This window comes from Rathayibacter sp. PhB127, from assembly GCF_003751665.1.
Lineage (GTDB): Bacteria > Actinomycetota > Actinomycetes > Actinomycetales > Microbacteriaceae > Rathayibacter > Rathayibacter festucae.
Map to the genome: position 1 here is coordinate 1 of NZ_RKHW01000001.1, position 24,570 is coordinate 24,570.

Here is a 24,570-nt window from a genome sequence, read left to right on the forward strand (position 1 = left end):
ACCACGTCCAGGCGGAAGCCGTCCTCGTTCGCGGTCGGGTGCCCGGGCTCGTAGATCCCGTCGTAGACGCAGCGGCCCAGGTGCTCGACGAACGACCCGAACAGCCGCGGATTCACGGGAGCGACCACCGCGGCCGGATCGAGGAAGACGCGCGCGGCGGCGGCGGGGGAGGAGGTGGCGGAGGAGTCGGTCATTCGGGGCCCTTCCGAGGCGTCGGCGGGCTCCGGCCGGGCCGGACGGGGTGATCGTCGGCGATCGCCGCCCGCTGTTTCTAACGTTGTACTGTCGATGGTGCTGGCGCGAGCCGCGGGTGTCAAGGCCGCTGCTCCCCGCCACCGCCCAGTCGTCCTGTGCTCCACTGGGCGGGTGCCCGCCTCCGACGCCTGCTCCGCCCTCGCCGACCGCGTCGACGCCCTCGCCGCCGCCTCGCCCCACCCCCGCGCCCTGATCGCCGCGGTAGCGCGCGAGGTCGCCGGGATCCGTCCCTGGCCGCGCGGGCTGATCGACCTCGCCTCCGGTGGCAGCAACCGGATCCGCGGCCGCGGCTTCGCGCCGCCCTACGACGACGACACCCGCGGCCAGGCCCGGCACTTCGCCGGGGTGGCCGGCGCGACGCTGCGCCTCGGCGGCCCGATCGCTCACCTCCTGATGCGCACGGCCGGCGGTGACCACCGCGGCACCGCGGACGACCGGCTCACCGGGCGCGCGGTCGAGTGGAGCCGGCTGCTGCGGCGCGGCGAGCTGCCGGTCGCCGAGGCCGGCGACTGGATCCGCCGGGAGATCTGCGCCTGCTGACGCGGCGCGGCGACCTCGCGCCGCGTGAGCGCCCCCGTCCCTCCCTGCATTCCCCGTCCCTCCTCCCCTCACCGCGCACCCGGGGCCGTCGGCGCCCCCGTGCCAGGCTGGTGACGACGAGAGGGGACGCGATGGACGCGCGCGAGCACGAGGTCCGCCGGCGGATGGACGCCCACGAGCTGTACGTCGACGCCGGCGAGGGCCTCGAGGCGCTCGAGGAGGAGCGGATCCGCGGCAAGGAGCTCGCCCACGCCTACAACGCGACCGGCCCCCGCGAGGTCGACGAGCGCCGTCGCCTGCTGCACGAGCTGTTCGAGGCGGTCGGCGAGGGCGCCTGGGTCGAGCCCCCGCTGCACGTCGCCTACGGCCGCCGGGTCCGCCTGGGCGCGAACGTGTACGTGAACTTCGGGCTGACGCTGGTCGACGACGTCGAGGTCGTCATCGGCGACCGGGTGATGATCGCGCCGAACGTCACGATCAGCACCACCGGGCATCCCGTTCACCCGGAGCTGCGCCGCGACGGCACGCAGTTCTCGGCGCCGGTCGTGATCGAGGACGACGTCTGGATCGGTGCGGGCGCGATCCTGCTGCCCGGCGTGGTGATCGGCGCGGGCTCCGTGGTGGCGGCGGGCGCGGTCGTCACGGCGAGCGTGCCGCCGATGGTGGTCGCGGGCGGCGTGCCGGCGCGGGTGCTGCGGCCGATCGGCGACGAGGACCGCTCCTGGGAGTGGCGGGCGCCGCGCACGCTCGGCTGATCCCGGGACGCGGGCCGACCGGCGAGGGCGTCGGACCCGGCCGGTAGGCTCCGCGGGTGACACGCACCCGACTGGTCCTGCTCGACGTCGACGGCACGCTCCTGGACGAGGGGGTCGTCGCGCCGTCGGTGCGCGAGGCGATCACCGGCGCCCGGAGCAACGGCCATCTCGTCCTCGTCGCGACCGGCCGCTCGCGCCCGGAGATCCCGCAGCAGGTCCTCGACCTCGGCTTCGACGGGGTCGTCTCGGCGGCCGGCGGCTTCGTCGAGCTCGACGGCGTCCTGCTCGAGTCGCGGACGATGGCGCCCGAGGACGTCGAGGCGATCGCCGGCTTCTTCGAGGCGCACCGGATCGCCTACTCGCTGCAGTCGTACGACGACGTCTTCACGAGCGGCGGGGTGGGCGGCGGCTACGGCACCGTCCCGACCGAGGGCATCGCCAAGGCGACCTTCTTCGGCGAGGACGGCACCGCCTTCGCCCTCGTCCGCGAGGGCCTCGGCGACCGCTTCCACGTGATCACCGGGACGATCCCGTCCCTCGGCGACGCCGGCGGCGAGGTCAGCGTCCGCGGCGTCGACAAGGGCAGTGCGCTGGTGCGACTGGCCGAGCGCCTCGGCCACCCGCTGGCGGACACGATGGCGATCGGCGACAGCTCGAACGACGTCGAGATGCTGGCCGCGGCGGGCCTGGGCATCGCGATGGGGAACGCCTCCGCCGCGGCCCTCGCCGCCGCCGACGAGGTCACCGCCTCCGTGCGCGAGGACGGCGTCCTGGCGGCGTTCCGGCGGCACGGCCTGCTCTGACGCCGTCCGCGCCGCCGCGGCCGATCAGGTGTACCAGCTCGGCTCCGGAATTTCGTTGAGCAGCGTGTAGACGCCGACCTCGCGGCGCTTGTAGGGCAGCGGGTCGTGCAGCGAGTGGGTCCGCAGGTTGCGCCAGTAGAGGTCGAGGCCGACCGAGCTCGAGGAGGCCCGGGCGCCGGTCAGCTCGAAGACGCGGGTGGCGGCGGCCAGGCCGTCCTCGACGATGCGCGCCTTCGCGGCCGCGATCCGCACGGCGATCTCGCCGCGGCGGCGCGGGGTCAGCTCCTCGCGCGGCGCGTGCAGCGCAGCCGAGAGGGCGGCGCCGGTCGCGTCGATCAGCGCCTCGTCGGCCCAGAGGCGCGACTGCAGGTCGCCGTAGCCCTCGAGGATGTACCACTCCTCGCTCGCGCGGGCCTTGTCGTCGCCGCCGTACGGCCACGCCCGCGTCGACTCGCGGGTGTACTGCGCCGCCCGCTCGAGTGCGCCCTGCGCGATGCCGAGGTAGAACTCGGCGAACACCTGCTGGATCGTCGGCACGTTGAGGGTGTTGTAGACCAGCGGCTGGAACACCCGGTCGACGAAGCCCGCCGCCGCGGCCCACGGCACCCGCACTCCGCGGATCTCGACCGAGCCCGACTCGGTGAGGCGCTGCCCGAGGCTGTTCCAGTCGCGGCCGAAGACGATGCCGTCCTGCGCGGTCGGCACGATCGCGAAGACGTGGGTGTCCGTCCCCTCGAGGACGCCCTCGAGCACGGTCAGGTCGCTGACGACTCCGCCGGTCGAGAACGACTTCCGGCCGGTGAAGACCAGCTCGTCGCCCTCCTCGCGGACCGTGAGATCGGAGTCGCGCGGGTTCACCGCGCCGCCGTAGAGGAGGTTCCCCTCGGTCGCCTGCTGCTCGACGGCCGCGATCTGCTCGGGCGTGCCGACCAGCCGGGCCGCCCAGGCCCAGAGGTAGTGGTAGCCGAGCAGCTGGCCGATCGAGCCGTCGGCGCGAGCGATCGTGCGGATCACGCGGAGGGCGACGCTCCACTCCTGGCCGCCGCCGCCGTGCTCGAGCGGGCCGAGCAGGGTGACCAGGCCCGCGCTCTTCAGCAGGGCGACCTCGGCGACGGGCGCGGCGCCGGCGCGGTCGCGCTCGAGCGCGTCGACGGCGAGGACCGCGGCGGTCTCCTCGGCGCGGGCGAGCCACTCACCAGGAGTGGCGGGGCGCGGGGAGCGGGCCCAGCGATCGGTCGGGGGCGGGCTGTCGAGCGGGAGTCGGCTGTCGAGCGTCGGGGTCGAGACGGTGCTGCTCACGGTGGTTCCTTCCGGTGCGGGCGATCGCGGCGGAGGCGGCGATCGCGGGGTGCTGCGGCGACTGTGGCAGCCGCAGCGGGTGCCCTGCCGGAATGCGACGACCCGTGACCGCGTGTGACTCCGCGCGACGCGACCCGGGCGACTCCTCGCGACGCAGGTACTCCGCAGTGACTTTGACAATCGTTATCAATAGTCGCTACCGTGTCAGCATCCCGACCGCCCCGCTCCAGACCCAGATCGGCTCACCCGTGAAGACCCGCTCCCTCGCCCTCGTCGCGCTGCTCGGCAGCACCGCGCTCGCCCTCTCGGCGTGCTCCGGCACGGCCTCCTCGACCGGCGCCTCCGCCGACAGCGGGAAGGTCGCCGTCGTCGCGTCGACCGACGTCTACGGCGACCTGGTCCGCAGCATCGGCGGCGACCTGGTCGACGTCACGAGCATCATCGACAGCCCGGACAAGGACCCGCATGAGTACGAGGCGACGGCCCGCGACCAGCTCGCCCTCTCGAACGCGGCGCTCGTGATCGAGAACGGCGGCGGCTACGACTCCTTCGTCGACACCATGATCGACGCGTCCGGCTCCACCGCCCCCGTGATCACCGCCACCGTCGTCGCCGGGCTCGAGGAGGAGCACGACCACGAGGACGAGGCCGCCGACGCCGGTCACGACGAGGCCGGGCACGAGCACGCCGAGTACAACGAGCACGTCTGGTACGACCTGTCCGCGGTCCGAAAGATGGTCACGTCGATCGCCGACGAGCTGTCCACGGTCGACGCGGACAACGCCGCGACCTACGCCGCGAACGCGGAGACCCTCGGCGGCTCCCTCGACGCCCTGATCGACCGCGAGGCGGAGCTGAAGGGCGCGCTCGGCGGCCGGTCGATCGCCATCACCGAGCCCGTCCCGCTCTACCTGACCGACGCGCTCGGGCTCGTCAACGCGACTCCGGAGGCGTTCAGCGAGGCGGTCGAGGAGGGCACCGACGTCCCCGCGACCACGCTGCAGGAGACGCTCGCCCTCTTCTCCGACGGCACCGTCGACGCGCTCGTCTTCAACGAGCAGACCGAGAGCTCGCAGACCCAGGCCGTGCTCGACGCGGCGGAGGCGGCCGGCATCGCGACCGTCGGGGTCACCGAGACGCTGCCCGAGGGCGACGATTACGTCGGCTGGATGACCGCCAACCTCGACGCCCTCGAGGGAGCCCTCTCGTCGTGACGCCACCCTCCTCGACCCCACCCGGTCCGTCGTCAGCGCCCGCCTCCTCGGAGGCGGGCCTTTCGGCGTCCGTGCTGCAGCTGCGCGGAGCCGGTCTGCGCTTCGGCGACCGCGAGCTCTGGGGCGGCGTCGACCTCGACGTGCGGGCCGGCGAGTTCGTCGCGGTGCTCGGCGCCAACGGCTCCGGCAAGACCAGCCTCCTCCGCGCGGTCCTCGGCCAGCAGCCGCTCAGCAGCGGCGAGCTGCGCGTCCTCGGCGAGCCCGTGCACCGCGGCAACCGCCGCATCGGCTACATCCCGCAGCAGAAGCTCGCCGACGAGGGCACCCCGCTGCGCGCCCGCGACCTGATCGGCCTCGGCATCGACGGCCACCGCTTCGGCCTGCCGCTGCCCTCGCGCTCGCGTCGTGCGCAGGTCGACGCCCTGCTCGCGTCCGTCGGCGCCACCGACTACGCCGACGCGCCGATCGGCAGCCTCTCCGGCGGCGAGCAGCAGCGCGTCCGCGTCGGCCAGGCGCTCGCCGGCGACCCGGCCCTGCTGCTCTGCGACGAGCCGCTGATCGCCCTCGACCTCGCGCACCAGCGCGCGGTCAGCGAGCTGATCGACCGGCACCGGCGCGAGCGGAACCTCGGCGTCCTCTTCGTCACCCACGACGTGAATCCGGTGCTCGGGATGGTCGACCGGGTGCTCTACCTGGCCGGCGGCCGCTTCCGGATCGGCACCCCCGACGAGGTGCTGCGCTCCGAGGTGCTCAGCGAGCTCTACGACGCGCCGGTCGACGTGATCCGCGCGCGCGGCCGCGTCATCGTGGTCGGCGCCCCCGACCACTCGCACGTGCACGAGCACGAGGAGGAGCGCGCATGACCGACGACGTCTGGTCGCAGATCTTCGACTTCTCCGACTACGGCGCGCTGCTCGCGCTGCTGTTGAACTCCGTGATCGCGGGCGCCGTCCTCGGCGTCGTCGGCGGGCTGATCGGCGTCTTCGTGATGTCGCGCGACATGGCCTTCGCCGTGCACGGGATCAGCGAGCTGTCGTTCGCGGGCGCCTCGGCCGGCCTGCTGCTCGGCGTCGGCGTCGTGCAGGGCTCGATCGTCGGCTCGCTGGTCGCGGCGCTGCTGATCGGGCTGCTCGGCTCTCGCGCGCGCGACCGCAACTCGATCATCGCCGTGCTGATGCCGTTCGGCCTGGGCCTCGGGATCCTCTGCCTCGCGCTGTACCCGGGACGCAGCGCGAACAAGTTCGGCCTGCTCACCGGGCAGATCGTCGCGGTCGACGACCCGCAGCTGGGCTGGCTGATCGCCATCTCGATCGTCGTCGTGATCGGGCTCGCGCTGATCTGGCGCCCGCTGACCTTCGCGAGCGTCGACGCCGACGTGGCGGCCGCGCGCGGCATCCCGACCCGGGCGCTCTCGATCGTGTTCATGCTGCTGCTCGGCCTCGCCGTGGCGGTGTCGGTGCAGATCGTCGGCTCGCTGCTGGTGCTCGCGATCCTCGTGACTCCGGCGGCGGCGGCGCTGCGGATCTCGGCGTCGCCGGTGCTCGTGCCGCTGCTCAGCGTGCTGTTCGCGGTCGGTGCGCTGGTGGGCGGGATCCTGCTCGCGCTCGGCGGATCGGTGCCGATCAGCCCGTATGTGACGACGATCTCGTTCACGATCTACGTCGTCTGCCGGATCATCGGCCGCAAGGGCGTGCGGCGGCCCTCGCGCCGGCGCTCACCGGCCGCGGTCGGGGCGGGGGTATAGCGTGGCGCGGGTCGTGAAACGGGAAGGCGGACCGGTGGTCAAGCGGAACACGTGGCAGCGCGAGGCCGTGCGCGAGGCGCTCACCCGGCGCGAGGACTTCGTCAGCGCCCAGGGGCTGCACAGCGCCCTGCACGCCTCGGGCTCGCCGATCGGCCTGGCGACGGTCTACCGCGCCCTCTCCGACCTCGCGGTCGAGGGCGAGGCCGACTCGCTGCAGTCGCCGGACGGCGAGAGCCTCTACCGCGCCTGCACCCCGGGCACCCACCACCACCACCTGATCTGCCGGCGCTGCGGGCTGACCGTCGAGATCGCCGCGGACGCGGTGGAGACCTGGGCGCACAGCGTCGCGGCGCAGAACGGCTTCACCGACGCGCACCACGTCGTGGACGTCTTCGGGCTGTGCGCGGAGTGCACGCGGGCGGTCGCTGCGGCGGAGTGACGGCCGCCTCGAGTCTCGCGGCTCAGGCCGGCAGGAAGATCCCGGCCGCCCGGTCCTTGACGACGGCGCCGGCCGGCAGCACCCGCCCGCTCATCGCGAGGTAGACGCCCGGCGGCAGCAGCTGCACCGCCGCGACGGCCGCGCCGAGGTTGAAGGCGGCGTCGCTGTCGCGCATCCGCGCGGGCTGCATCGCGCCGGTCAGCACGACGACCCGGTCGCGGACGGCGCCGAGCGCCTCGGCCGTCAGGGTCATCGTGTCGGTGCCGTGGGTGAGGACGATCCGGTCCTCCTCCGCCGAGAGCACGCGCTCGCGGATCAGCGCGCGATCGGCGTCGTCGAGGTCGAGGCTGTCCTTCCGCAGGACCTCCTCGACACGGAACTCGAGCGTCGACAGCACGGGCTCGAGCAGGCGCGGGATCGTCGGCGCCCCGATCTCGAGCTCGCCCGCGAGCGAGTACTCCTTGTCGATGGTTCCGCCGGTGGTGAGGACGAGGATGCGGTCTGACACCCGATCAGACTAGGCCGGGCCTCCGACACGGCACATCCGTGCGGTTCGGGCGCTGCCGGGCACTCCGGCCCGCTCGATCGGGAACGATGGGGGGATGGCCTCCTCCACTCCGTCCCTGATCCGCACCGGCGCCAAGGTCCTCCTCGGCTCCGCCCTCGTCTTCGCCGGCGTCAGCCATCTGACCCGCGCGCGCGAGGAGTTCCAGGCGCAGGTGCCGGAGTGGGTGCCGCTGGACAAGGACACGGTCGTGCTCGCGTCCGGCGTCGTGGAGATCGGCCTCGGCGCCTCGCTGGTGCTCGCGCGCCGCCGGGCGCCGTTGGTCGGGGCGGCGGCGGCCGCCTTCTTCACCGCGATCTTCCCCGGCAACGTCTCGCAGTACGTCACGAAGACCAGCGCGTTCGGCCTCGACACCGACCGCAAGCGCGCCGTCCGGCTCGTCTTCCAGCCGCTGCTGGTGGCCTGGGCGCTCTGGTCCACGCGCCGGCCGCAGCGCTGATCGGCGCTGCTCCTGCAGAACCTCGGCTGAGAGCACGTCTCATCGCCGATGGCCGATGACGAGGCCTCTCAGCTGATGTTCTGCTCGCCGTCCGGCTCCAGCAGCGGCGCGAGCAGCTCCTCGATCGCTCGCCGGGCCCCGTCCGCATCGCCGGCGGCGATCGACTCGACCAGCAGCGCGTGCTCGCGGGCGTGCCGGTCCTCCTCGCCGACGACGTCGTCCTGCAGCACCGTCTCGAAGAGGCCCGTCAGCCCGTCGTAGAGCTCGAGGAAGAGCGCGTTGTGGGTGGCGGCGACGACGGCGCGGTGCAGCGCGGTGTCGGTCGCGGTCCGCTCGGCGAGGTCGTGTCCCTCCCAGGAGCGGGTGCGGGCGGCGAGCAGGTCCCGCAGCGTCTCGGCGTCCTCCGCGGTGCGTCGCTCGGCCGCGAGGGCCGCGGTCGCCCCGTCGATCGCGAAGCGCAGCTCGAGGCCGTCGCGCCGCTCGGCGCTCGGCAGTCGCCTCCGGAGCGACGTGGTGAGCTGCGAGCGCGCGATCACGAAGGTGCCGCGCCCCTGCTCCCGCCGCACCAGCCCCGACTGCACGAGCGTCTGCACGGCCTCGCGCACGGAGTTCCGCCCCGCGCCGCTCCAGCGCACCAGCTCCGGCTCCGTCGGGATCCGCGTGCCGATCGCCCACCGGCCGGAGCGGATCTCCTCGTGGAAGAGCGCCGTGACGTGGTCGATGACGCTCTCGCGGCGGAACGGCTCCGGTGCGCGGAGGTCGACCGACCGGGGCTCCGGCGCGCTAGGCTCGGCGAGATTCATCCCATCATCCTACCCAGGGCAGGCCGCCATGACGTCCACCGTCGTCACCCCGCAGAGGACCGCGCTCCTCGCTCTCGCCGCGATCGTGATGACGGCGCTGAATCTCCGGACGGCCGTCACCGGCTTCAGCCCTCTGCTCCATACGATCGGCGCCGACCTCGACTTCGGCCCCTCGCTCTACGGCGTGTTCGGCACCGTCGTCACCGCCTCCTTCGCCGTCTTCGGCGTGGTCGCCGCCGGGGCCGCGCGCCGCTTCGGCCTCGAGCGCACCCTCGCCGTCGCCACGCTGGTGACCACCGCGGGCGTCGTGCTCCGTGCGCTCAGCCCGAGCCCGCTCGCGCTGGTGCTCTCCTCCGTCGTCGCCTTCGCCGGAGTGGGCACCTCGAACGTCCTGATCGTGCCGATCGTGAAGCGCTACTTCGCCGACCGGCTGAAGACCATCAGCTCGCTCTACCTCGCGCTGCTCCAGACCGGCCAGTTCATCGCCCCGCTGGTCGCCGTCCCGCTCGCCACGGCCCTCGACTGGCGCTTCGCCGTCGGCGTCTGGGCGGCGCTGACCGCCGTCGCCTGCCTGCTCTGGGCGGCGCTCGCCCGGCGCGGCGAGGCCGGCGCCGCCGCGGCCGCCGCGCCCACCCGCCTCGCCGGCGCCTGGCGCACCCGCCTGCTCTGGGCGATGGTGCTGATGCTCGGGATGACCGCGCTGAACACCTACGCGATCATCACCTGGCTGCCGACGATCCTCGTCGACGCCGGCGCGGACCCGGCCCAGGGCGGGGCGCTGCTCGCCCTCTTCTCGATCTTCGGCCTCGGCGCGGCCTTCGTCGTCCCGCCGCTGACCCTCGGGATGCGGAACCCCTCGATCGTGGTCGTCGTCTGCGTCGCGCTGCTCGCCGTCGGCTACGTCGGCCTGCTGGTCGCGCCGCTGGCCGGCGCCGTGGCCTGGGTGGTCTGCCTCGGCCTGGGTGTCAGCACCTTCCCGATGACGCTCACGCTCGTCAACGCGCGGACCCGCAGCACGGCCGGCTCCTCGGTGCTCTCCGGGGCGACGCAGGGCCTCGGCTACGCGCTCGCCTGCGCCGGGCCGCTGCTGATCGGCCTGCTCTACGAGGCGCAGGGGAGCTGGACCGGCTCGTACGCCCTGCTGCTGGTGAGCCTCGTGGTGCTGCTGCTCAGCGGACTCGCGGCGAGCCGGCCGCGCTTCCTCGAGGACGAGGCCGCGGCGCGCTGACCTCGGCCGGCTCCAGCTCCGCGCGCTCCACCGCCGCGAGCTCCACCTCCGCGAGCTCCAGCGCCGCGATCACCCGGGTCAGCCCGAAGCGCCAGGCGCTCTCGACGTCCCCGCCGAGGGTGAACGCCCCGTTGATCTCCATGCCGATGAAGCCGGTGCTCCAGGCGGTGAGGGTCCGCGCGGCCTCGAGCGCGTGCTCCTCGCCCGCGAGCCCGGCGGCGACGCGGAGGACGGAGGCGCTCGCCGCGTCGCGGAACTCCTGCCGGGCCACCGGGGTCCCGGGTGCCGGCGCCATCACCAGGAGGAAGGCGGCGGGCCGCTCGCGGCCGAACGCGCGGAAGGCGCCGGCGAGCGCGGCGGCGTCCTCGATCGGCTCCACGCGCGCGGCGAGCTCGCCCAGCGTCGCCTCGGCGACCAGGCGCAGCAGGGTGTCGCGGCCCTCGACCCGCTTGTAGAGGGAGGGGGCGCGCACGCCGACGCGCTGCGCGACGGCCTGCATCGTCACGCCGGCGAGCCCCTCCTCCTCGAGGATCTCGGCGGCGGCGCGGACGATCGCGTCGAGGGAGGTGCGCTCGGGGGTGGGCATGCCTTCACTATAGCTATTGACAGTAGCCATGATGGCTAGCTACCGTAGCCATCATGGAACTCGCCCCCCACCTCCGCCGCATCGGCTCGGACATCGTCGCCGCCTACCTCGTCCACACGCCCGAGGGCGTGACCCTCATCGACGCCGGCCTGCCCCGGCTCTGGCCCGAGCTGCTCGCGGAGCTGAAGGCGATCGGCCGCTCCGTCGACGACATCAGGGGAGTCGTGCTCACCCACGGCGACTCCGACCACATCGGCTTCGCCGAGCGGCTCCGGCACGAGCACGGCGTGCCCGTCTTCGTGCACGAGGCCGACGCCGAGCGCGCGAAGGGCGGGAAGAAGCCCGCGAACGGGAAGCAGTCGATGAAGCTCGGCGCACTCGTCGGCTTCCTCGGCTACTTCCTGCGCAAGGGCGGCGCGCGCGTGCCCCCGCTGACCGAGGTCGTGACGGTGCGGGACGGCGAGACGCTCGACCTCCCGGGTGCCCCGCGGATCATCGGGCTGCCCGGCCACTCCGCCGGCAGCATCGCGGTGCACGTGCCGATCGCCGACGCCGTGTTCGTCGGCGACGGCCTCACCACGCGCCACGTGCTGACCGGCGCGACCGGGCCGGCCCCCGCGCCGTTCACCGACGAGCCGGAGCAGGCGCTCGCCTCGCTGCAGCGCCTGCTGCCGACCGGCGCCACCTGGGTGCTGCCCGGCCACGGCGCGCCGTGGGGCGGGGGAGTGGCGGCCGCGGTCGCGGCGGCGACCCGCGCCTAGGCGGAGCGCGCGGGGGAGTCCTGCGCCTCCTGCGGCTCCTGCGCCTCGCGGTCGAAGCGGCTCCGGCTGAAGACCTGGTCCGCGGTGGTGAGCGCGAGGCCGATGACGCCGGCGAGCTCGCCGAGGTCGGAGGTGTGGATGGTGAGGGAGCGCGTCGCCAGCGGGTGCGTGCGCAGGTAGACGCGCTCGCGCAGGCCCGACATCAGCACCTCGCCGCAGTCGCCGAGCTGGCCGGACACGACGATGGTGCGCGGGTTGAGGATGTTGACGAGGTCGGCGACCGCCTCGCCGAGGACCCGTCCGGCCCGGTGCACCGCCTGGGTCGCCCGCATGTCGCCGCGGAGGACGCGCGCGGTCACGTCGGCGACGTGGGTGATCGACGGGTCGTGCACCGAGAGGTCGCGCACGAGCGCCCAGCCGCTCGCGTAGGCCTCCACGCAGCCGGAGTTGCCGCACCGGCAGGGCAGCGGGTCGTCGTCGACGGTGTCGGCGACCGCGCGGGTGTGGCCGATGTCCCCGGCCGCGCCGACGGCGCCGCGGATCGTCGCGCCGTTGAAGACGAGACCCGCCCCGATGCCGGTGCCGAGCTTGAGGCTGATCAGATTGTCGGAGCCGTGGTGCCGGGACTCGGCCAGCGCACGCGCGTTCGCGTCGTTCTCGATGACGACCTGGACCCCGCCGTAGGGCTGGGCGAAGAAGCCGGCGATGTCGAAGTCGTCCCAGCCGGTCATGATCGGCGGGTTGCGCACCCGCCCGGCGGCGAACTCCACCGGCCCGGGGACCCCGATGCCGATGCCGGCGACCGCGTCGCCGAGGCGGAGGCGCTCGAAGGCCTCGAGGACCTGCGCGAGGACCTTCTCGGGCCCCTCCCACACGTCGATGACCGCGCTCTCGTGCCGCAGCGGCGTCCCGCGCAGGTCGCACGCGGCGACGACGAAGCCGCTCGCGCCGATGTCGGCGGTGAGGAGGACGGTGCCGCGCAGATTCACCGCGAACATGCTCGAGGGCCGACCGCCCGTCGACTCCCCGCCCGAGGTCGGGACGATCAGGCCGAGCTCGACGAGGGTGGCGAGACGCTGGTTGACGGTCGACCGGGAGAGGCCGGTCTGCTCCATCACCGCGTTGCGCGAGATCTCGCCCTGCTCGCGGAACAGGGCGAGGACATCCGCCACGTGCGATCCCGTCTCACCGGTCGGATATGCCGTCATCCCGCCCCCATCGTCAGGGTCAGCGTACATCGCCGTCGATGGAAAGCAGGAAGTCGGCTAACTTTCGTGTTGCGGTCAAGCGAAAGGGGCGCTAGTTTTCACACATCGGCACGCAGTGGTGCCCTGATCTTCAAGGATGACGATGTCTTCAAAGATGAACCGCTCGACGGCCGCCCGCCGACTCCTCCCCGTCCTCGCACCGGTCGGCGCCCTCGCTCTCCTGCTCACCGGCTGCGCCTCCTCCGGTACCGGGGACGCCACCTCCGGCGGCGGCTCGGCCAAGGTCGCCGCAGTGATCAAGGGCCTCGACAACCCCTTCTTCCAGGCGATGGAGAACGGGATCGAGGCCACCGCGAAGGACGACGGCGTGGACGTCTCGGTCCAGGCCGCCGCCGACATCGGCGACACCACCGGTCAGGCGGACAAGCTGACCACCGTGGCCGGCCAGGACTTCGGCTGCATCATCGTCAACCCGATCAGCGGCACCAACCTCGTGCAGGCCCTCGCCTCGGCGACCGGCAAGACGATCGTCAACATCGACAGCCCGCTCGACCCGGACGCCGTGAAGGCGGCGAACCTCGACGTCACCACCTACATCGGCACCGACAACGAAGCCGCGGGCGGCAAGGCCGGCGACCTCCTCGTCGACCAGCTGCCGGCCGGCTCGAAGGTCGCCGTCATCGGCGGCATCTCCGGCGACGTCACCAGCGCCGCCCGCGTCGACGGCTTCACCGCCGCCATCGGCTCGGACCTCACCGTCGTGCAGGAGGCCGCCGCCGACTGGAAGCGCGAGATCGCGCTGACCAAGGCGACCGACATCCTCGCCGCGAACCCCGACGTCACGGCGTTCTTCGCCGCGAACGACGACATGGGCCTCGGCATCGTCAAGGCCGTGGAGAACGCGGGCCTCACCGGCACCGTGAAGGTCGTCAGCGTCGACGGGAACGAGGACGCCCTGCAGTCCGTGAAGGACGGCGGGCTGACCGCGACCGTGGCGCAGTACCCCTACGCGATCGGCCAGCTCGGCCTGCAGGCGTGCGAGGCGGTGCAGGGCGGCGAGAGCATCCCCGCCGAGATCGAGTCGCCCACCGCGCTCGTCACCTCCGACACCGCCGACAAGGCACTCGCGGCGTTCCCCGCCCCGTTCGAGGAGTTCGACAACCCGCTGGCCGACCTCGTCCCCAGCGACTAGCCCGACGCGCACCAGCCCGACGCCACCCAGCCCGACGCCACCCGGCCCGACGCGCCCTCCGCGACCCAGGAAGCGACCATGACCACAGTCCCCGCCCGTTCCCCCAGCCCGATCAGCGCCGCGCCCCTGCTCGCGAACCTCCGCCAGCTCAGCTTCTGGGCCGAGAACGCCGCTCCCATCGGGCTCGTCGCCCTGGTGATCGTGTTCTCGATCGCGACGCCGACCTTCCTCAGCCTCGGCAACATCAAGGCGATGCTCGTCGCCGCGGCGATCCTGGTGATCCTGTCGATCGGCCAGTCGTTCGTCATCACGACCGGCGGCATCGACCTGTCGATCTCGGCGACGATGACGGTCGGCGCGGTCGGCTTCGGCCTCGCCTGGAGCGGGGGCTGGGGCTTCTGGCTCTCGGCGCTGGCGGCCCTGCTCTTCGCCGGCGTGATCGGCGTGATCAACGGCCTCCTCATCGCCCGCGGCAAGGTCACCGACTTCATCGCGACCCTCGGCACGCTGTCGGTGGCGACGGGACTCGCGCTCATCGCCTCCGACGGCAAGCCGATCACCGTCGGCAGCCCCGAGCTGCTGACGCTGACCACCGGCTCGATCGGGATCATCGGCTACCCGATCATCCTGGCCGCGGTCATCGGAGTCGTGGCCTGGGTGGTCATGTTCCGCACCCGCTTCGGCCTGCACGTGCAGGCGGTCGGCGGCAATGAGGAGAGCGCTGTCGCGAACGGCATCAAGGCCGGCCGGGTGCGCATCGCGGTGTACATCATCGCGGCGGTCCTCGCCGGCATCGGCTCACTGCTCCTGGTCGCCCGCGTCGGCGCCGCGGAGCCCGCGATCAACACGCAGTACCTGCTCAACTCGATCGCGGCCGTCGTGCTCGGCGGCGTGAGCCTCACCGGAGGCAAGGCCAAGATCGTCGGCCCGATCATCGGTGCGTTCCTGCTCACCGCGCTGACGAACGGCCTGACCCTGCTCGGTGTCTCGCAGTTCTACCAGCCCCTCGCCGTCGGCCTGGTCGTCGTGCTCGCCGCCCTCATCACCCGCTACCAGAAGAAGTGAGCCCCGCCATGACCAGCGACCTCCTGCTCGAGGCGACCGACATCAAGAAGTCCTTCGGCGGCGTCCACGCGCTCAAGGGCGCGTCGATCTCGATGCGCCGCGGCGAGATCACCGCCCTGATCGGCGACAACGGCGCCGGCAAGTCGACGCTCGTCCGCTGTCTCTCCGGCGTGCACCCCGCCGACTCCGGAACCATCGTGCTCGACGGCGACGTCGTCCACTTCACCTCGCCGCTCGGTGCTCGCGACGGCGGGATCGAGACGGTGCACCAGACCCTCGCGCTCGTGGAGGACCTGGCCGTCTGGCAGAACTTCTTCCTCGGCCGCGAGCTCACCAAGGGCGTGCCCGGCCTGCGGTTCCTCGATCGGGCGCAGATGAAGCGGACCGCGCAGGAGCTGCTCGGCGATCTGGCCGTCAACGTCCCGCCGGTGACCAGCAAGGTCCGCCGCCTCTCCGGCGGCCAGCGCCAGGCCGTCGCCATCGCCCGCGCCGCCGGGTGGGGCAGCAAGATCGTGATCATGGACGAGCCGACCGCGGCGCTCGGCGTGCAGGAGACGGCCCGGGTCGAGAAGATCATCCTCAAGCTCCGCGACGCCGGCGTCGCCGTGCTGCTCATCAGCCACAACTTCGACCAGGTCATGCGGCTCAGCGACCAGGTCTGGGTGATGCGCGCGGGCCTGGCGGTCGCCGGGCGCCGCACCGCCGAGACCAGCGGCGACGAGCTCGTCTCGCTGATCACCGGCGCGAAGGCCGCCTGATGCGGCCCTCGCTCGTGCACCGCGGGAGCCCTGCGCGCTCCTCGCCGCTGGGCGTGCACGCCGGCCTGCTGACCGGCGACTGGACCAGGGAGTCGGGCCGGCGCGCGATCGCCGCGGCCGCCGCGATCGGCTTCGACCTGATCGAGATCCCCGCGCCCGGCGACCCCGCCGCCGCTGCATGGACCGGAGCCCTGCTCGACGAGCACGGGATCGACGCCGTCGTCTCGCTCGCGCTCGACGCCGACTCCGACATCACCGCCGCCGACGCGGCGGTCTCGGCCCGCGGCGAGGAGCGCCTCCTCGACGCCGTGAGCTTCGCGGAGGCGATCGGCGCCCGGTACGTCGGCGGCGTCACGTACTCGGCGATGCGCAAGTACGAGCACGCGGCCGACGCCGCCGCACGGGAGCGCTCGCTCGCGGTGCTGCGGAGGGTCGCCGCGGCGGCCGCGCCGTCGGGCATCGCGCTCGGAGCGGAGTACGTGAACCGCTACGAGAGCAATCTGCTGAACACAGCGGCGCAGACGGTCGCCTTTCTCGACGAGCTCGGCGCTCCGAACGTGCTGCTGCACCTCGACACCTTCCATGCGCACCTCGAGGAGGTCGACCTGGCGAGCGCGGTCCGCGACGCGGGCGGCGCCCTCGGCTACCTGCACGCCTCCGAGAACCACCGCGGCGAGCTGGGCACCGGCAGCACCGACTGGACCGGACTCGTCGCGGCGCTCACGGCCTCCGGCTACCGCGGCCCGCTCACGCTCGAGAGCTTCTCGCCGCGGATCCAGCCGACCGCGTCCGCCGAGGCGATGGGCCTCTGGCGCGAGCTCTGGCACGACCCGGTCGCCCTCGCGACCTCGGGCCACGCGTTCCTCGCGGGCCTGCTCGACACCTCGCGGTCCGCCGCGGCCTGACGCCGCGACCGGACCCCCCGACCTCTCGATCTCGACCTCTCGACCTCGACCCTTCGACCGAACCAGGAGTACCACCATGCCCACGAACCCCCTCGGAGTGCACGCCCTCGTCTTCGCCGGCGGCACCACGCCCGCCGAAGTCACGAGCACGATCGAGCAGACGAAGGCCGCCGGTTTCGACCTGCTGGAGCTCTCGCTGCACGACGTCGAGAACCTCGACACCGCCTCCGCCCGCGCCGCCCTCGAGGCGAACGACCTCGGCATCGTCTGCTCGCGCGGCCTCGCGTTCTCGGCCGACGTCTCCAGCGACGACCCGGAGGTGGTGGCCCGCGGCGCGAAGCTGCTCGCCGACTCGCTCGAGACCACTCATGCGCTCGGTGGCACGCACTTCACCGGCGCGCTCTACAGCGCGCTCGGCAAGTACAGCGCGCCGCTGTCGACCGCGGGCCGCGCCAACGTGGTCTCGGTGCTGACGGACCTCGCCGCGGAGGCCGCCGGCAAGGGCATGACCCTCGGTCTCGAGATCTGCAACCGCTACGAGACCAACGTCATCAACACCGCCGCCGAGGCCCTGCGACTCGCCGACGACATCGGCGCCGACAACGTCCTGATCCACCTCGACACGTACCACATGAACATCGAGGAGGACGACTTCTTCCGCCCGGTGCTGCTCGTCGGCGACCGCCTCGGCTACGTGCACATCGGTGAGAACCACCGCGGCTACCTCGGCAGCGGGCACCTCGACTTCACCAGCTTCTTCCACGCCCTGGCGGCCATCGACTACCGCGGGCCGATCACCTTCGAGTCCTTCTCCTCGGCCGTCGTCTCGCCGACGCTCTCGAACGACCTCGCCGTCTGGCGGAACCTCTGGAACGACGGCCCCGCCCTCGCCCGGCACGCGCACGCGTTCCTCGTCAACGCGCTCGAGGGCACCCGTGGCGACGCCTGACCTCGACGAGCTGGCCCGCCGGGCGCTCGCGCTCCGCAGGTCCGGGCGGCGAGCGGTCCTCGCCCTCGCGGGCAGCCCGGGCGCGGGCAAGACCACTCTCGCCCGGGCCGTGGTCGCCCGCGCGAACGAGCTGGCGGGGGAGGGGACCGCGGCCTTCGTGCCGATGGACGGCTTCCACCTGGCGAACGCGATGCTCGACGAGCTCGGCCGGCACGGGCGCAAGGGTGCCATCGACACCTTCGACGGCTGGGGCTTCCTCGCCCTGGTGCGGCGGCTGGGCGCCGAGACCGACCACGTGGTCTACGCGCCGACGTTCGAGCGCACGGTCGACGAGGGCGTGGCGGGCTCGCTCGCCGTCCGGCCCGAGGCGACGCTGGTGGTGGTCGAGGGCAACTACCTGCTGGTGGACGACGGGCCCTGGGCCCTGCTGCGCGCGGAGTTCGACGAGGCCTGGTTCTGCGCGACCCCCGAGTCGGAGCGCTTCGAGCGGCTGGTCGACCGGCACGTGTCCTTCGGTCGCGCTCCGGAGGCGGCGTCGGCCTGGGCGGCGGACGTCGACGGCGCGAACGCCGTCCTGATCGAGGCGACCCGCGATCGGGCGGATCTCGTCGTCTCCGGCACGGCGGCGGGGGTGCTGCCGGCGGTCGCGAGCGCCTAGGACGCGGGGACCAGGTTCCAGCGCGCCGTCAGCAGCTCGACGCCCTTGTCGAAGGTCGTCGACCACGCCGTCGCGTCGTGCGCGCTGTCCGGCACCTCGAGGTAGGCGGTGTCCATGCCGGCCGCCTGCGCGGCGGCGTGCAGGGTCTGGACTCCGGCGAGAAAGGAGGTGTCGTTCGCGCCGACGCCGAAGACCGCGAAGGAGTCCTTGTAGGGCGCGTTCTTCGCGAGGATCGCCGCGGGCTTGGCCGCCTCGTACGCCGCCGCGTCGCCGCCGAAGCCCTGCTGGATCGTGGTCGCGTCGTCGCCGAGCGTCGGGGCGAGCTCGCCGGAGGCGTCGACGATGTTGCCGAAGAGCTGCGGGTAGCCGGCGCCGAGCTGGATCGCGCAGGTGCCGCCCTGCGAGAGGCCGCCGATCGCCCAGTGCTGCGCGTCGCCGAGGACGGGCAGGTTGGCGCGGATCCAGTTCGGCACGTCGACGGTGAGGTAGGTCGCGGAGTTCCCGAGCGGCGAGTCGATGCACATCGGGTTCGCCGTCGGGTCGCCGAGCTGGTCGGGCGAGACCACGATCGGGGCGAGGCCGGCGTGCGCGGCCGCGTAGGTGTCCAGGGTCTGCTGCAGGTGCTCGACGGCGAGCGGGTCGGACGGCGATCCGGGCTGGCCGGAGAGCATCATCATCACCGGCAGCAGCGGCGGGTCCTCGGTCAGGGCGGCCGGCGGGAGGTACACGACGGCGTCCCGGGCGGGGAAGCCGGACTTCGTGGCGGGGATCGCCACGTTGGTGACGCTGCCCGCGGTCGGCATCCCGGCGGGGGCGGTCCAGCTGTCGAGCGAGGCGTGCTCGCCGGCGGGCGTCGGGATCGGATCGGCCACGGTCGGGTAGGCGCTGATGCCCAGGAGGCTGCGGACGGTCGGGTACTGGCCGAAGTCGATGTTGACGGTCATCGCCGCGGTCGCGACGACGAGGACGCCGACGAGCGCCGAGGCCAGCACCCGCCGGCCGCGCCGGCGGACGAGGGCGTGCACCAGGACGATCAGCGCCACGGCGAGTCCGCCCAGACCGAGCCCGATCCACACCCGCGTGACGGGGGTGAAGTCGACGCCGAAGAGTCCGCCGGTGCCGCCGAGCAGTCCGCCGAGCGCCCAGCCGCCGAGCAGGCCGAGGAGCAGGACGGCCGCGGCCAGCGCCAGGCGGCGGCGGCGACCGCGGCGGGCGGAGCGCGCGAAGGCGAGGACGAGCAGGAGCAGGGCGAGACCCGACACCGCGTAGACCGCGACCACCACCGGACCGGAGACGAGGCTGAGCCCGAGGAGTGCGTTCATGGGTCGGTCCGGTCGTCGAGGGGCGGGGTCGCGCGGGGCGCGGCGGCGGTCAGTCTGGCGCCGACGTCTGGGTGCGGTCTGGATGATCGCTGGACGGATCGGGAGGTGGCCGAGGCTCCTCCCCAGGCGGTGGTCCTGCGATGCTCCCACCGATCGTGCGCAACCCCGCGCGGCGCGCCTCCGGTGCCGCCTACCGTGGAGGAGCAGCAAGCCGCCTCCGGCGCCCTCACGAAGGAGCTCGACCATGACGCAGAACCCCCGCACCCCCGCCCCCGGAGCCCGCGCATGAGCCGCGGCGTCGCCGTCGTCACCGGTGGCACCGCCGGTCTCGGCCGCGCCACCGTCCGCGAGCTGGCCTCCCGCGGCTGGGACGTCGCCGTGCTCGCCCGCGGCGAGGACGGTCTCGCGGCCACGCTGGCCGAGATCGAGCAGGCCGGCCGCCGCGGTCTGACCATCCCGACCGACGTCGCCGACCGCGAGGCCGTCGAGTCGGCCGCCGACCGGATCGAGGCCGAGCTCGGGCCGATCGAGCTCTGGGTCAACGATGCGATGGTCGGCGTCTTCGGCGAGTTCCTCTCGACCGAGCCGGCCGACTTCGAGCGCGCCGTCGCGGTCAACTTCTTCGGCTTCGTCAACGGCACCCGCGCGGCGCTCTCGCGGATGACCCCGCGCGGCCGCGGTCACGTCATCCAGGTCGGCTCGGCGCTCGCGCACCGGGGCATCCCGCTCCAGGCCGCCTACTGCGCCTCGAAGTTCGGCGCCCGCGGCTTCACCGAGGCGGTCACCGCCGAGCTGCTGCACTCCAAGAGCAGGATCAAGCTGTCCGAGGTCGACATGCCCGCGCTCAACACCATCCAGTTCAACTGGGTGAAGTCGCAGCTGCCGCACCACCCGCAGCCGGTGCCGCCGATCTACGAGCCCGAGGTCGGCGCGATCGCGATCGCCGACGTCGCCGACAAGCCGCGCCGGCGCACCTGGGTCGGCGAGCCGACGGCCGGCACCATCCTGGGCGACCGCTTCGCCGGCGCCTTCATGGACTGGTACCTGGCCCGCAGCGCCTTCGACGGCCAGCAGGCGCCGGACAAGAAGGAGCCGATGCTTCCGAACAACGTCTACGAGCCGGTCCCCGGCGACCACGGCGCCCGCGGCCTCTTCAGCGACCGCGCGCACACGATGACGCCGCAGATCTGGATGATCCGCCACCGCGCGGCGAGCTACGCCGGAGCGGCCGTGCTCGGCGCGGCCGGCCTGGTCGGCGCGGTCGCGGCCCTGCGGAGGAAGTGACGTGGTCGACGTCGTCGTCGTCGGCTCCGGCCCCAACGGGCTCTCCGCCGCTGTCACCCTGGCCCGCGCCGGGCTCTCGGTCGCGGTCTACGAGCGCAACGAGACCCTCGGCGGCGGCGCCCGGACCGCCGAGCTGACGCTGCCCGGCTTCCACCACGACATCGGCTCGGCCGTGCACCCGATGGCGCTCGCCTCCGGGTTCTTCCGCCGGTTCCAGCTCGACCGGAGGATCGACCTGCGGCTGCCCGAGATCTCCTACGCGCACCCGCTCGACGGCGGCCGCTCGGGCATCGCCTACCGCGACCTCGAGCGGACCGCCGCGGCGCTCGGGCGCGACGGTGCGGCCTGGCGCTCGCTGATGGGTCCGCTCGCCGAGCGCGCCGACCGCGTCGCGGGCTTCACGAACGACGCGCTGCTCAAGATCCCGACCGACCCCTCGGTGCTGCTCCGCTTCGGCCTGCGCGTGCTCGAGCAGGGCTCGCCGCTCTGGAACGCGCGGTTCCGCGAGGAGGTCGCGCCCGCCATGTTCGCGGGCGTCGCGGCGCACGCGATCCGGCCGATGCCGAGCCTGTCCACGGCCGCCGCGGCGCTCGCGCTCGGCTCCTACGCGCACGCGCGCGGCTGGCCGGTGCCGGTCGGCGGCAGCCAGGCGATCGTCGACACCATGGCGGACGACCTCCGCGCCCACGGCGGCACCATCGAGACCGGGGTGGAGATCACCTCGCTCTCCCAGCTGCCGAGCGCGCGCGCCGTGCTGCTCGATCTCACGCCGAGGGCCCTCCTCGCGCTCGCCGGCGACCGCCTGCCCGGCCCCTACGCCTCCGCGCTGCGGATGTTCCGCTACGGCAACGGCGTCGCCAAGGTCGACTTCGCGCTGGACGGTCCCGTCCCCTGGACCGACCCGGAGCTCGCCGGAGCCGGCACCCTGCACGTCGGCGGCACCCGCGCCGAGATCGCCGCGGCCGAGCGCGACGTCGTCCAGGGCCGGCACAGCGAGAACCCGTACGTGCTGGTCTCGCAGCCCTCCGTGCTGGACCCGACCCGCGCGCCGGAGGGCAAGCAGGTCCTCTGGGCCTACACGCACGTGCCGCGCGACTCGCCGGCGCACCAGCGCGAGGCGATCACCGCGCAGATCGAGCGCTTCGCCCCGGGCTTCCGCGACCGCGTCCTCGCCGTGTCCTCGATGACGGCCCGCGACATGCAGGCCTGGAACCCGAACTACATCGGCGGCGACATCGCGGCCGGAGCGGCGAGCGTCGCGCAGCTGCTCTCGCGGCCGATCCCCTCCTCCGACCCGTGGCGCACGCCCGCGAAGGGGCTCTACCTCTGCTCGTCCTCGACGCCGCCCGGCCCGGGCGTGCACGGAATGGCCGGCTGGCACGCCGCCCGCAGCGCGCTCCGGCACGAGTTCGGGATCCGGCGGGCGCCTGATCTGTCGCCCTCGCCCGATCAGAACCGCTCGCCCGATCTGACACCCTGAGGGTCGGGCGGCACGACCCACCCGACCCCGCCCTCACGACAAGGAGCCCGCGATGTCCCGCAACACCCGCGTCTTCCACTGCCCGCCCGAGTCCGTCTTCGCCGTCTTCGCGTCCGGCTGGCTCTTCCCCTCCTGGGTCGTCGGCTCGTCCCGGATGCGCCGGGTCGGCCGCGACTGGCCGCACGTCGGCTCGAAGCTGCACCACTCCTTCGGAGTCTGGCCGCTGGTGATCGACGACGAGACGACGGTCCTCGAGTGGGACCCGTCGAGCCGCTTCATCATCCAGGCGGCCGGCTGGCCGATGGGCGAGGCGCGCGTCCGCCTCGAGGTCGAGCCGCACCGCGACGGCTGCAGGGTCCGCATCCACGAGACGGCGGTGAAGGGCCCGGGCACGCTGATCCCGAAGCCGCTGCTGCACTCGTTCCTCTGGGTGCGCAACATCGAGACGCTCCGCCGGCTCGCGCACATGGCCGAGGCGGGCGCCAACGGCCGCACCCTGCAGCCCGCGGCACTGGCGTCACCGAAGGACCGCGAAGGTGTCGACTCGCCGAAGCACGTCCTGCCGCGGCTGCTCGGCACCGTCGCCTCGGTCGCCGTCGGCTCCCTGGCGCTCCGAGCCGTCCTCGCCGTCGCGCGCCGCGCCCGGGGCTAGCGAGAGGCGCCGGCATCGTGATTCTCCGACCTTCGCGGAGTGCCGCTCCACCGCTGGACCTCCGAGCCGCTCAGCCGCGCTCACCGTGTCGAAGGCTCACTGCGCACGGTGGTATTCCGGTGGTTTTCAGGGGGCCTCGTGAGTAGGCTTCCCTGCATGGAGATCCTCACCCCCGCTGCTCAGCACGGTCGCACCCTGCGCATGGACATCCATGACATCGCACGCGAGCTCACTGCGGCCCTGGGCCCGACGCTCGTGGCAGGCCTGGCGGGAACGAAGGATCGCAAGCTGCCCCTCCGCTGGGCCAAGGCCGACGGACCGGAGCCGCGCTCGGAGGCCGCCAACCGGCTGATCTTCGCGCATCGTCAGTGGACGCTTCTCTCCGCTGCCGACGGCGACCACGTCGCACGGCAGTGGTTCATCGGAGGGAACCCGCACCTCGGTGAGAGCACGCCGATCACCGCGATCCGCGAGGGGCGCCACAGCGATGTCGCCGCGGCCGTCGAGTCCTTCATCGCCGGAACCGCCGACGCGTGACGGCCGCTCGTACCTGCTCGGTCACCGGACTCCGACTCGTCTCGGACCCGGGAGCCCAGGGGTACCACGTCGGCAAGAGGGTCCACCCGCCGCTGTCGGGGGCTCCTCGTGACGCCGCGGCGCGATCCCGTCACGAGTGGGGACGCTACGACGTGCTCGGCCAGACGTTCTACCTCGCCGAGACTCGGTCGGCGGCGTACGCCGAGGTGCTCTCCGGTTTCAAACGGGCCAACGGCATCGACGACGCACTCGCTCGAGACGCCGACTACGCCGGGGTCACGCTCGAGGAGTACGTCGAGGAGATCGCGCGCGAGTGGTCCGAGCGAGACTTCATGGGCCTCGGAGCGGTCCCCGCGGGTTGGCGCTACGACCGGGCGATGATCCTCGCCGCGCTCCCGGACTCGGGATGGCTCGTCGACGTCGAGCACCCCGACTCGCTCGCGTCGATCGAGCGCGCGATCGGCACACTCCTCGCCGAACTCCAGGTCCCGCACCTCACCACCGGCACACTGCGCTCCGAGGATCGCGCCGTCACGACCCGGATCGCCGAGCATCTGCATGGACTGACACTCGACACCGGCGGGACACCGCTCGGCGTCCACTTCGGCAGCAAGCACGGCGCCGCGTGGTGCAGAGCGCTCTGGCTCGACCACCCCGACGCGCACCGTGTGCTCGTGGGTGCCGTCGAGCCCGTCCTCGTCACCGATGACGACCTCAGGACGGTTGCGGATCGCTTCCGCATCCGGATCTTCTGACGAGGAGCCGCCCCGCCCCGGTCAGACGATGCGCTCGACGAGCCGGACGTGGTGGACGGCCACGCGGGTCGGCTCGCCGGCGAAGGCGGCCTCGCGCTCGGGGGAGGCGAGGTAGGTCTTCTCGATCTCGGCGAACGCTTCCGCGTCGCCCGGGGTGCTGACGGCCCAGACGAACTCGTTCACCTCGCGGTCGGCGAAGGCGAACTCGATCGTGAAGCCGTGCGCGGCGCGGGCGGGGACGATCTTCGCCCGGTACCAGGACAGGAAGTCGTCCATCACCCCGTCGACGAGCTCGTAGCGGCGGAGCTGGACGGTGCGGTTCTCGGAGTCGCTCATGCCCTCGACGGTACCGGGCCCGGATGCGGTGGAGGCGG

Annotated in this window: 28 protein-coding genes and 1 pseudogene; 21 read left to right on the forward strand and 8 right to left on the reverse strand. The window is 73.3% G+C overall.

Going from position 1 to position 24,570, the window contains the following annotated elements; translation table 11 throughout:
* Nucleotides 1-194: pseudogene (locus EDF22_RS00005) on the reverse strand (alpha-L-arabinofuranosidase); the annotation flags it as partial.
* 172 nt (nucleotides 195-366) lie between these two features.
* On the opposite strand from EDF22_RS00005, the gene EDF22_RS00010 reads away from it, so the two are divergent.
* The 3 genes from EDF22_RS00010 to EDF22_RS00020 all read left to right on the forward strand — a co-directional run bounded on the left by EDF22_RS00010 (nucleotide 367) and on the right by EDF22_RS00020 (nucleotide 2,353).
* Nucleotides 367-795 (forward strand): hypothetical protein, encoded by a 429-nt coding sequence (locus tag EDF22_RS00010; RefSeq protein ID WP_123701418.1) that lies wholly within the window; start codon nucleotides 367-369, stop codon nucleotides 793-795.
* 131 nt (nucleotides 796-926) lie between these two features.
* Entirely contained in the window at nucleotides 927-1,550 is a 624-nt protein-coding gene (locus EDF22_RS00015) for a sugar O-acetyltransferase (RefSeq protein ID WP_123701420.1), read from the forward strand.
* Nucleotides 1,551-1,606: 56 nt separating this feature from the next.
* Complete coding sequence (locus EDF22_RS00020; RefSeq protein ID WP_123701422.1) at nucleotides 1,607-2,353, forward strand: HAD hydrolase family protein; 747 nt, start codon at nucleotides 1,607-1,609, stop codon at nucleotides 2,351-2,353.
* Between the two features lie 24 nt (nucleotides 2,354-2,377).
* On the opposite strand, the gene EDF22_RS00025 is transcribed toward EDF22_RS00020, so the two are convergent.
* Nucleotides 2,378-3,652 (reverse strand): acyl-CoA dehydrogenase family protein, encoded by a 1,275-nt coding sequence (locus EDF22_RS00025; protein ID WP_123701424.1) that lies wholly within the window; start codon nucleotides 3,650-3,652, stop codon nucleotides 2,378-2,380.
* Between the two features lie 248 nt (nucleotides 3,653-3,900).
* Between EDF22_RS00025 and EDF22_RS00030 the strand changes: the two genes are divergently transcribed.
* From EDF22_RS00030 to EDF22_RS00045, 4 genes are all read left to right on the forward strand, one after another.
* A complete protein-coding gene (locus EDF22_RS00030) occupies nucleotides 3,901-4,866 on the forward strand; it encodes a metal ABC transporter solute-binding protein, Zn/Mn family (RefSeq protein ID WP_260301773.1) in 966 nt (321 codons plus the stop codon).
* Nucleotides 4,867-4,937: 71 nt separating this feature from the next.
* A complete protein-coding gene (locus EDF22_RS00035) occupies nucleotides 4,938-5,729 on the forward strand; it encodes a metal ABC transporter ATP-binding protein (protein WP_243587249.1) in 792 nt (263 codons plus the stop codon).
* Nucleotides 5,726-6,610, forward strand: a complete 885-nt coding sequence (locus EDF22_RS00040) for a metal ABC transporter permease (protein ID WP_123701428.1) — start codon at nucleotides 5,726-5,728, stop codon at nucleotides 6,608-6,610. The genes EDF22_RS00035 and EDF22_RS00040 overlap by 4 nt, the downstream gene beginning before the upstream one ends.
* 34 nt (nucleotides 6,611-6,644) lie before the next feature.
* Nucleotides 6,645-7,049 carry a Fur family transcriptional regulator gene (locus tag EDF22_RS00045; RefSeq protein ID WP_123701430.1) on the forward strand — a complete coding sequence of 135 codons (405 nt, stop codon included), beginning with the start codon at nucleotides 6,645-6,647 and terminating at the stop codon, nucleotides 7,047-7,049.
* A gap of 22 nt (nucleotides 7,050-7,071) precedes the next feature.
* On the opposite strand, the gene EDF22_RS00050 is transcribed toward EDF22_RS00045, so the two are convergent.
* Nucleotides 7,072-7,557 carry an asparaginase domain-containing protein gene (locus EDF22_RS00050; protein ID WP_123444686.1) on the reverse strand — a complete coding sequence of 162 codons (486 nt, stop codon included), beginning with the start codon at nucleotides 7,555-7,557 and terminating at the stop codon, nucleotides 7,072-7,074.
* Between the two features lie 94 nt (nucleotides 7,558-7,651).
* On the opposite strand from EDF22_RS00050, the gene EDF22_RS00055 reads away from it, so the two are divergent.
* Complete coding sequence (locus EDF22_RS00055; RefSeq protein WP_123444687.1) at nucleotides 7,652-8,053, forward strand: hypothetical protein; 402 nt, start codon at nucleotides 7,652-7,654, stop codon at nucleotides 8,051-8,053.
* A 68-nt stretch (nucleotides 8,054-8,121) separates the two neighbouring features.
* On the opposite strand, the gene EDF22_RS00060 is transcribed toward EDF22_RS00055, so the two are convergent.
* Nucleotides 8,122-8,856 (reverse strand): FadR/GntR family transcriptional regulator, encoded by a 735-nt coding sequence (locus tag EDF22_RS00060; protein WP_123701432.1) that lies wholly within the window; start codon nucleotides 8,854-8,856, stop codon nucleotides 8,122-8,124.
* Between the two features lie 28 nt (nucleotides 8,857-8,884).
* Between EDF22_RS00060 and EDF22_RS00065 the strand changes: the two genes are divergently transcribed.
* Entirely contained in the window at nucleotides 8,885-10,084 is a 1,200-nt protein-coding gene (locus tag EDF22_RS00065) for an MFS transporter (RefSeq protein WP_123701434.1), read from the forward strand.
* Here EDF22_RS00065 and EDF22_RS00070 read toward each other — a convergent pair.
* On the reverse strand, nucleotides 10,026-10,670 hold the full coding sequence (locus EDF22_RS00070) for a TetR/AcrR family transcriptional regulator (protein ID WP_123701436.1): 645 nt from the start codon (nucleotides 10,668-10,670) through the stop codon (nucleotides 10,026-10,028). The genes EDF22_RS00065 and EDF22_RS00070 overlap by 59 nt on opposite strands.
* A 53-nt stretch (nucleotides 10,671-10,723) precedes the next feature.
* Here EDF22_RS00070 and EDF22_RS00075 point away from each other — a divergent pair, with 53 nt between their 5' ends.
* On the forward strand, nucleotides 10,724-11,431 hold the full coding sequence (locus EDF22_RS00075) for an MBL fold metallo-hydrolase (RefSeq protein WP_123701438.1): 708 nt from the start codon (nucleotides 10,724-10,726) through the stop codon (nucleotides 11,429-11,431).
* On the opposite strand, the gene EDF22_RS00080 is transcribed toward EDF22_RS00075, so the two are convergent.
* A complete protein-coding gene (locus EDF22_RS00080; protein WP_165908974.1) occupies nucleotides 11,428-12,639 on the reverse strand; it encodes an ROK family transcriptional regulator in 1,212 nt (403 codons plus the stop codon). The genes EDF22_RS00075 and EDF22_RS00080 overlap by 4 nt on opposite strands.
* 142 nt (nucleotides 12,640-12,781) lie before the next feature.
* Here EDF22_RS00080 and EDF22_RS00085 point away from each other — a divergent pair, with 142 nt between their 5' ends.
* The 6 genes from EDF22_RS00085 (at nucleotide 12,782) to EDF22_RS00110 (ending at nucleotide 18,166) form a co-directional block, all read left to right on the forward strand.
* Nucleotides 12,782-13,831, forward strand: a complete 1,050-nt coding sequence (locus tag EDF22_RS00085; RefSeq protein ID WP_221180871.1) for a substrate-binding domain-containing protein — start codon at nucleotides 12,782-12,784, stop codon at nucleotides 13,829-13,831.
* 78 nt (nucleotides 13,832-13,909) lie between these two features.
* Nucleotides 13,910-14,896, forward strand: a complete 987-nt coding sequence (locus EDF22_RS00090) for an ABC transporter permease (protein ID WP_123701444.1) — start codon at nucleotides 13,910-13,912, stop codon at nucleotides 14,894-14,896.
* A gap of 8 nt (nucleotides 14,897-14,904) precedes the next feature.
* Complete coding sequence (locus EDF22_RS00095; protein ID WP_123701445.1) at nucleotides 14,905-15,654, forward strand: ATP-binding cassette domain-containing protein; 750 nt, start codon at nucleotides 14,905-14,907, stop codon at nucleotides 15,652-15,654.
* Nucleotides 15,654-16,559, forward strand: a complete 906-nt coding sequence (locus EDF22_RS00100) for a sugar phosphate isomerase/epimerase (RefSeq protein ID WP_123701447.1) — start codon at nucleotides 15,654-15,656, stop codon at nucleotides 16,557-16,559. The genes EDF22_RS00095 and EDF22_RS00100 overlap by 1 nt, the downstream gene beginning before the upstream one ends.
* Before the next feature lie 76 nt (nucleotides 16,560-16,635).
* The gene (locus EDF22_RS00105; protein WP_123701449.1) at nucleotides 16,636-17,508 is read left to right on the forward strand and encodes a sugar phosphate isomerase/epimerase; all 873 of its coding nucleotides are present in this window, start codon (nucleotides 16,636-16,638) and stop codon (nucleotides 17,506-17,508) included.
* Nucleotides 17,495-18,166: a nucleoside/nucleotide kinase family protein gene (locus EDF22_RS00110; RefSeq protein ID WP_123701450.1), complete on the forward strand. Its 672-nt coding sequence runs from the start codon at nucleotides 17,495-17,497 to the stop codon at nucleotides 18,164-18,166. Before EDF22_RS00105 ends, EDF22_RS00110 begins: the two co-directional genes overlap by 14 nt.
* On the opposite strand, the gene EDF22_RS00115 is transcribed toward EDF22_RS00110, so the two are convergent.
* Nucleotides 18,163-19,488: an esterase family protein gene (locus EDF22_RS00115; protein WP_123701452.1), complete on the reverse strand. Its 1,326-nt coding sequence runs from the start codon at nucleotides 19,486-19,488 to the stop codon at nucleotides 18,163-18,165. The genes EDF22_RS00110 and EDF22_RS00115 overlap by 4 nt on opposite strands.
* A 285-nt stretch (nucleotides 19,489-19,773) precedes the next feature.
* Between EDF22_RS00115 and EDF22_RS00120 the strand changes: the two genes are divergently transcribed.
* From EDF22_RS00120 to EDF22_RS00140, 5 genes are all read left to right on the forward strand, one after another.
* On the forward strand, nucleotides 19,774-20,772 hold the full coding sequence (locus tag EDF22_RS00120; RefSeq protein WP_123444693.1) for an SDR family oxidoreductase: 999 nt from the start codon (nucleotides 19,774-19,776) through the stop codon (nucleotides 20,770-20,772).
* 1 nt (nucleotide 20,773) lies between these two features.
* The gene (locus EDF22_RS00125; protein WP_123701454.1) at nucleotides 20,774-22,252 is read left to right on the forward strand and encodes an NAD(P)/FAD-dependent oxidoreductase; all 1,479 of its coding nucleotides are present in this window, start codon (nucleotides 20,774-20,776) and stop codon (nucleotides 22,250-22,252) included.
* Between the two features lie 52 nt (nucleotides 22,253-22,304).
* The gene (locus EDF22_RS00130; protein ID WP_123701456.1) at nucleotides 22,305-22,904 is read left to right on the forward strand and encodes an SRPBCC family protein; all 600 of its coding nucleotides are present in this window, start codon (nucleotides 22,305-22,307) and stop codon (nucleotides 22,902-22,904) included.
* 156 nt (nucleotides 22,905-23,060) lie between these two features.
* Nucleotides 23,061-23,441, forward strand: a complete 381-nt coding sequence (locus EDF22_RS00135) for a hypothetical protein (protein WP_123701458.1) — start codon at nucleotides 23,061-23,063, stop codon at nucleotides 23,439-23,441.
* Nucleotides 23,442-23,593: 152 nt separating this feature from the next.
* Complete coding sequence (locus EDF22_RS00140) at nucleotides 23,594-24,196, forward strand: hypothetical protein (RefSeq protein ID WP_123701460.1); 603 nt, start codon at nucleotides 23,594-23,596, stop codon at nucleotides 24,194-24,196.
* A 21-nt stretch (nucleotides 24,197-24,217) separates the two neighbouring features.
* Here the strand turns inward: EDF22_RS00140 and EDF22_RS00145 are convergent, their stop codons facing one another.
* Nucleotides 24,218-24,532 carry an NIPSNAP family protein gene (locus tag EDF22_RS00145; RefSeq protein WP_123701461.1) on the reverse strand — a complete coding sequence of 105 codons (315 nt, stop codon included), beginning with the start codon at nucleotides 24,530-24,532 and terminating at the stop codon, nucleotides 24,218-24,220.
* Nucleotides 24,533-24,570: the final 38 nt, after the last annotated feature.

Coding starts and splice junctions, on each gene's coding strand:
- EDF22_RS00090 (WP_123701444.1), top strand. CDS start 13,910: ATGACCACAGTCCCCGCCCGTTCCCCCAGCCCGATCAGCGCCGCGCCC.
- EDF22_RS00130 (WP_123701456.1), top strand. CDS start 22,305: ATGTCCCGCAACACCCGCGTCTTCCACTGCCCGCCCGAGTCCGTCTTC.
- EDF22_RS00085 (WP_221180871.1), top strand. CDS start 12,782: ATGTCTTCAAAGATGAACCGCTCGACGGCCGCCCGCCGACTCCTCCCC.
- EDF22_RS00070 (WP_123701436.1), bottom strand. CDS start 10,670: ATGCCCACCCCCGAGCGCACCTCCCTCGACGCGATCGTCCGCGCCGCC.
- EDF22_RS00065 (WP_123701434.1), top strand. CDS start 8,885: ATGACGTCCACCGTCGTCACCCCGCAGAGGACCGCGCTCCTCGCTCTC.
- EDF22_RS00095 (WP_123701445.1), top strand. CDS start 14,905: ATGACCAGCGACCTCCTGCTCGAGGCGACCGACATCAAGAAGTCCTTC.
- EDF22_RS00105 (WP_123701449.1), top strand. CDS start 16,636: ATGCCCACGAACCCCCTCGGAGTGCACGCCCTCGTCTTCGCCGGCGGC.
- EDF22_RS00060 (WP_123701432.1), bottom strand. CDS start 8,856: ATGAATCTCGCCGAGCCTAGCGCGCCGGAGCCCCGGTCGGTCGACCTC.
- EDF22_RS00015 (WP_123701420.1), top strand. CDS start 927: ATGGACGCGCGCGAGCACGAGGTCCGCCGGCGGATGGACGCCCACGAG.
- EDF22_RS00075 (WP_123701438.1), top strand. CDS start 10,724: ATGGAACTCGCCCCCCACCTCCGCCGCATCGGCTCGGACATCGTCGCC.
- EDF22_RS00135 (WP_123701458.1), top strand. CDS start 23,061: ATGGAGATCCTCACCCCCGCTGCTCAGCACGGTCGCACCCTGCGCATG.
- EDF22_RS00145 (WP_123701461.1), bottom strand. CDS start 24,532: ATGAGCGACTCCGAGAACCGCACCGTCCAGCTCCGCCGCTACGAGCTC.
- EDF22_RS00120 (WP_123444693.1), top strand. CDS start 19,774: ATGAGCCGCGGCGTCGCCGTCGTCACCGGTGGCACCGCCGGTCTCGGC.
- EDF22_RS00040 (WP_123701428.1), top strand. CDS start 5,726: ATGACCGACGACGTCTGGTCGCAGATCTTCGACTTCTCCGACTACGGC.
- EDF22_RS00100 (WP_123701447.1), top strand. CDS start 15,654: ATGCGGCCCTCGCTCGTGCACCGCGGGAGCCCTGCGCGCTCCTCGCCG.
- EDF22_RS00080 (WP_165908974.1), bottom strand. CDS start 12,639: ATGACGGCATATCCGACCGGTGAGACGGGATCGCACGTGGCGGATGTC.
- EDF22_RS00115 (WP_123701452.1), bottom strand. CDS start 19,488: ATGAACGCACTCCTCGGGCTCAGCCTCGTCTCCGGTCCGGTGGTGGTC.
- EDF22_RS00055 (WP_123444687.1), top strand. CDS start 7,652: ATGGCCTCCTCCACTCCGTCCCTGATCCGCACCGGCGCCAAGGTCCTC.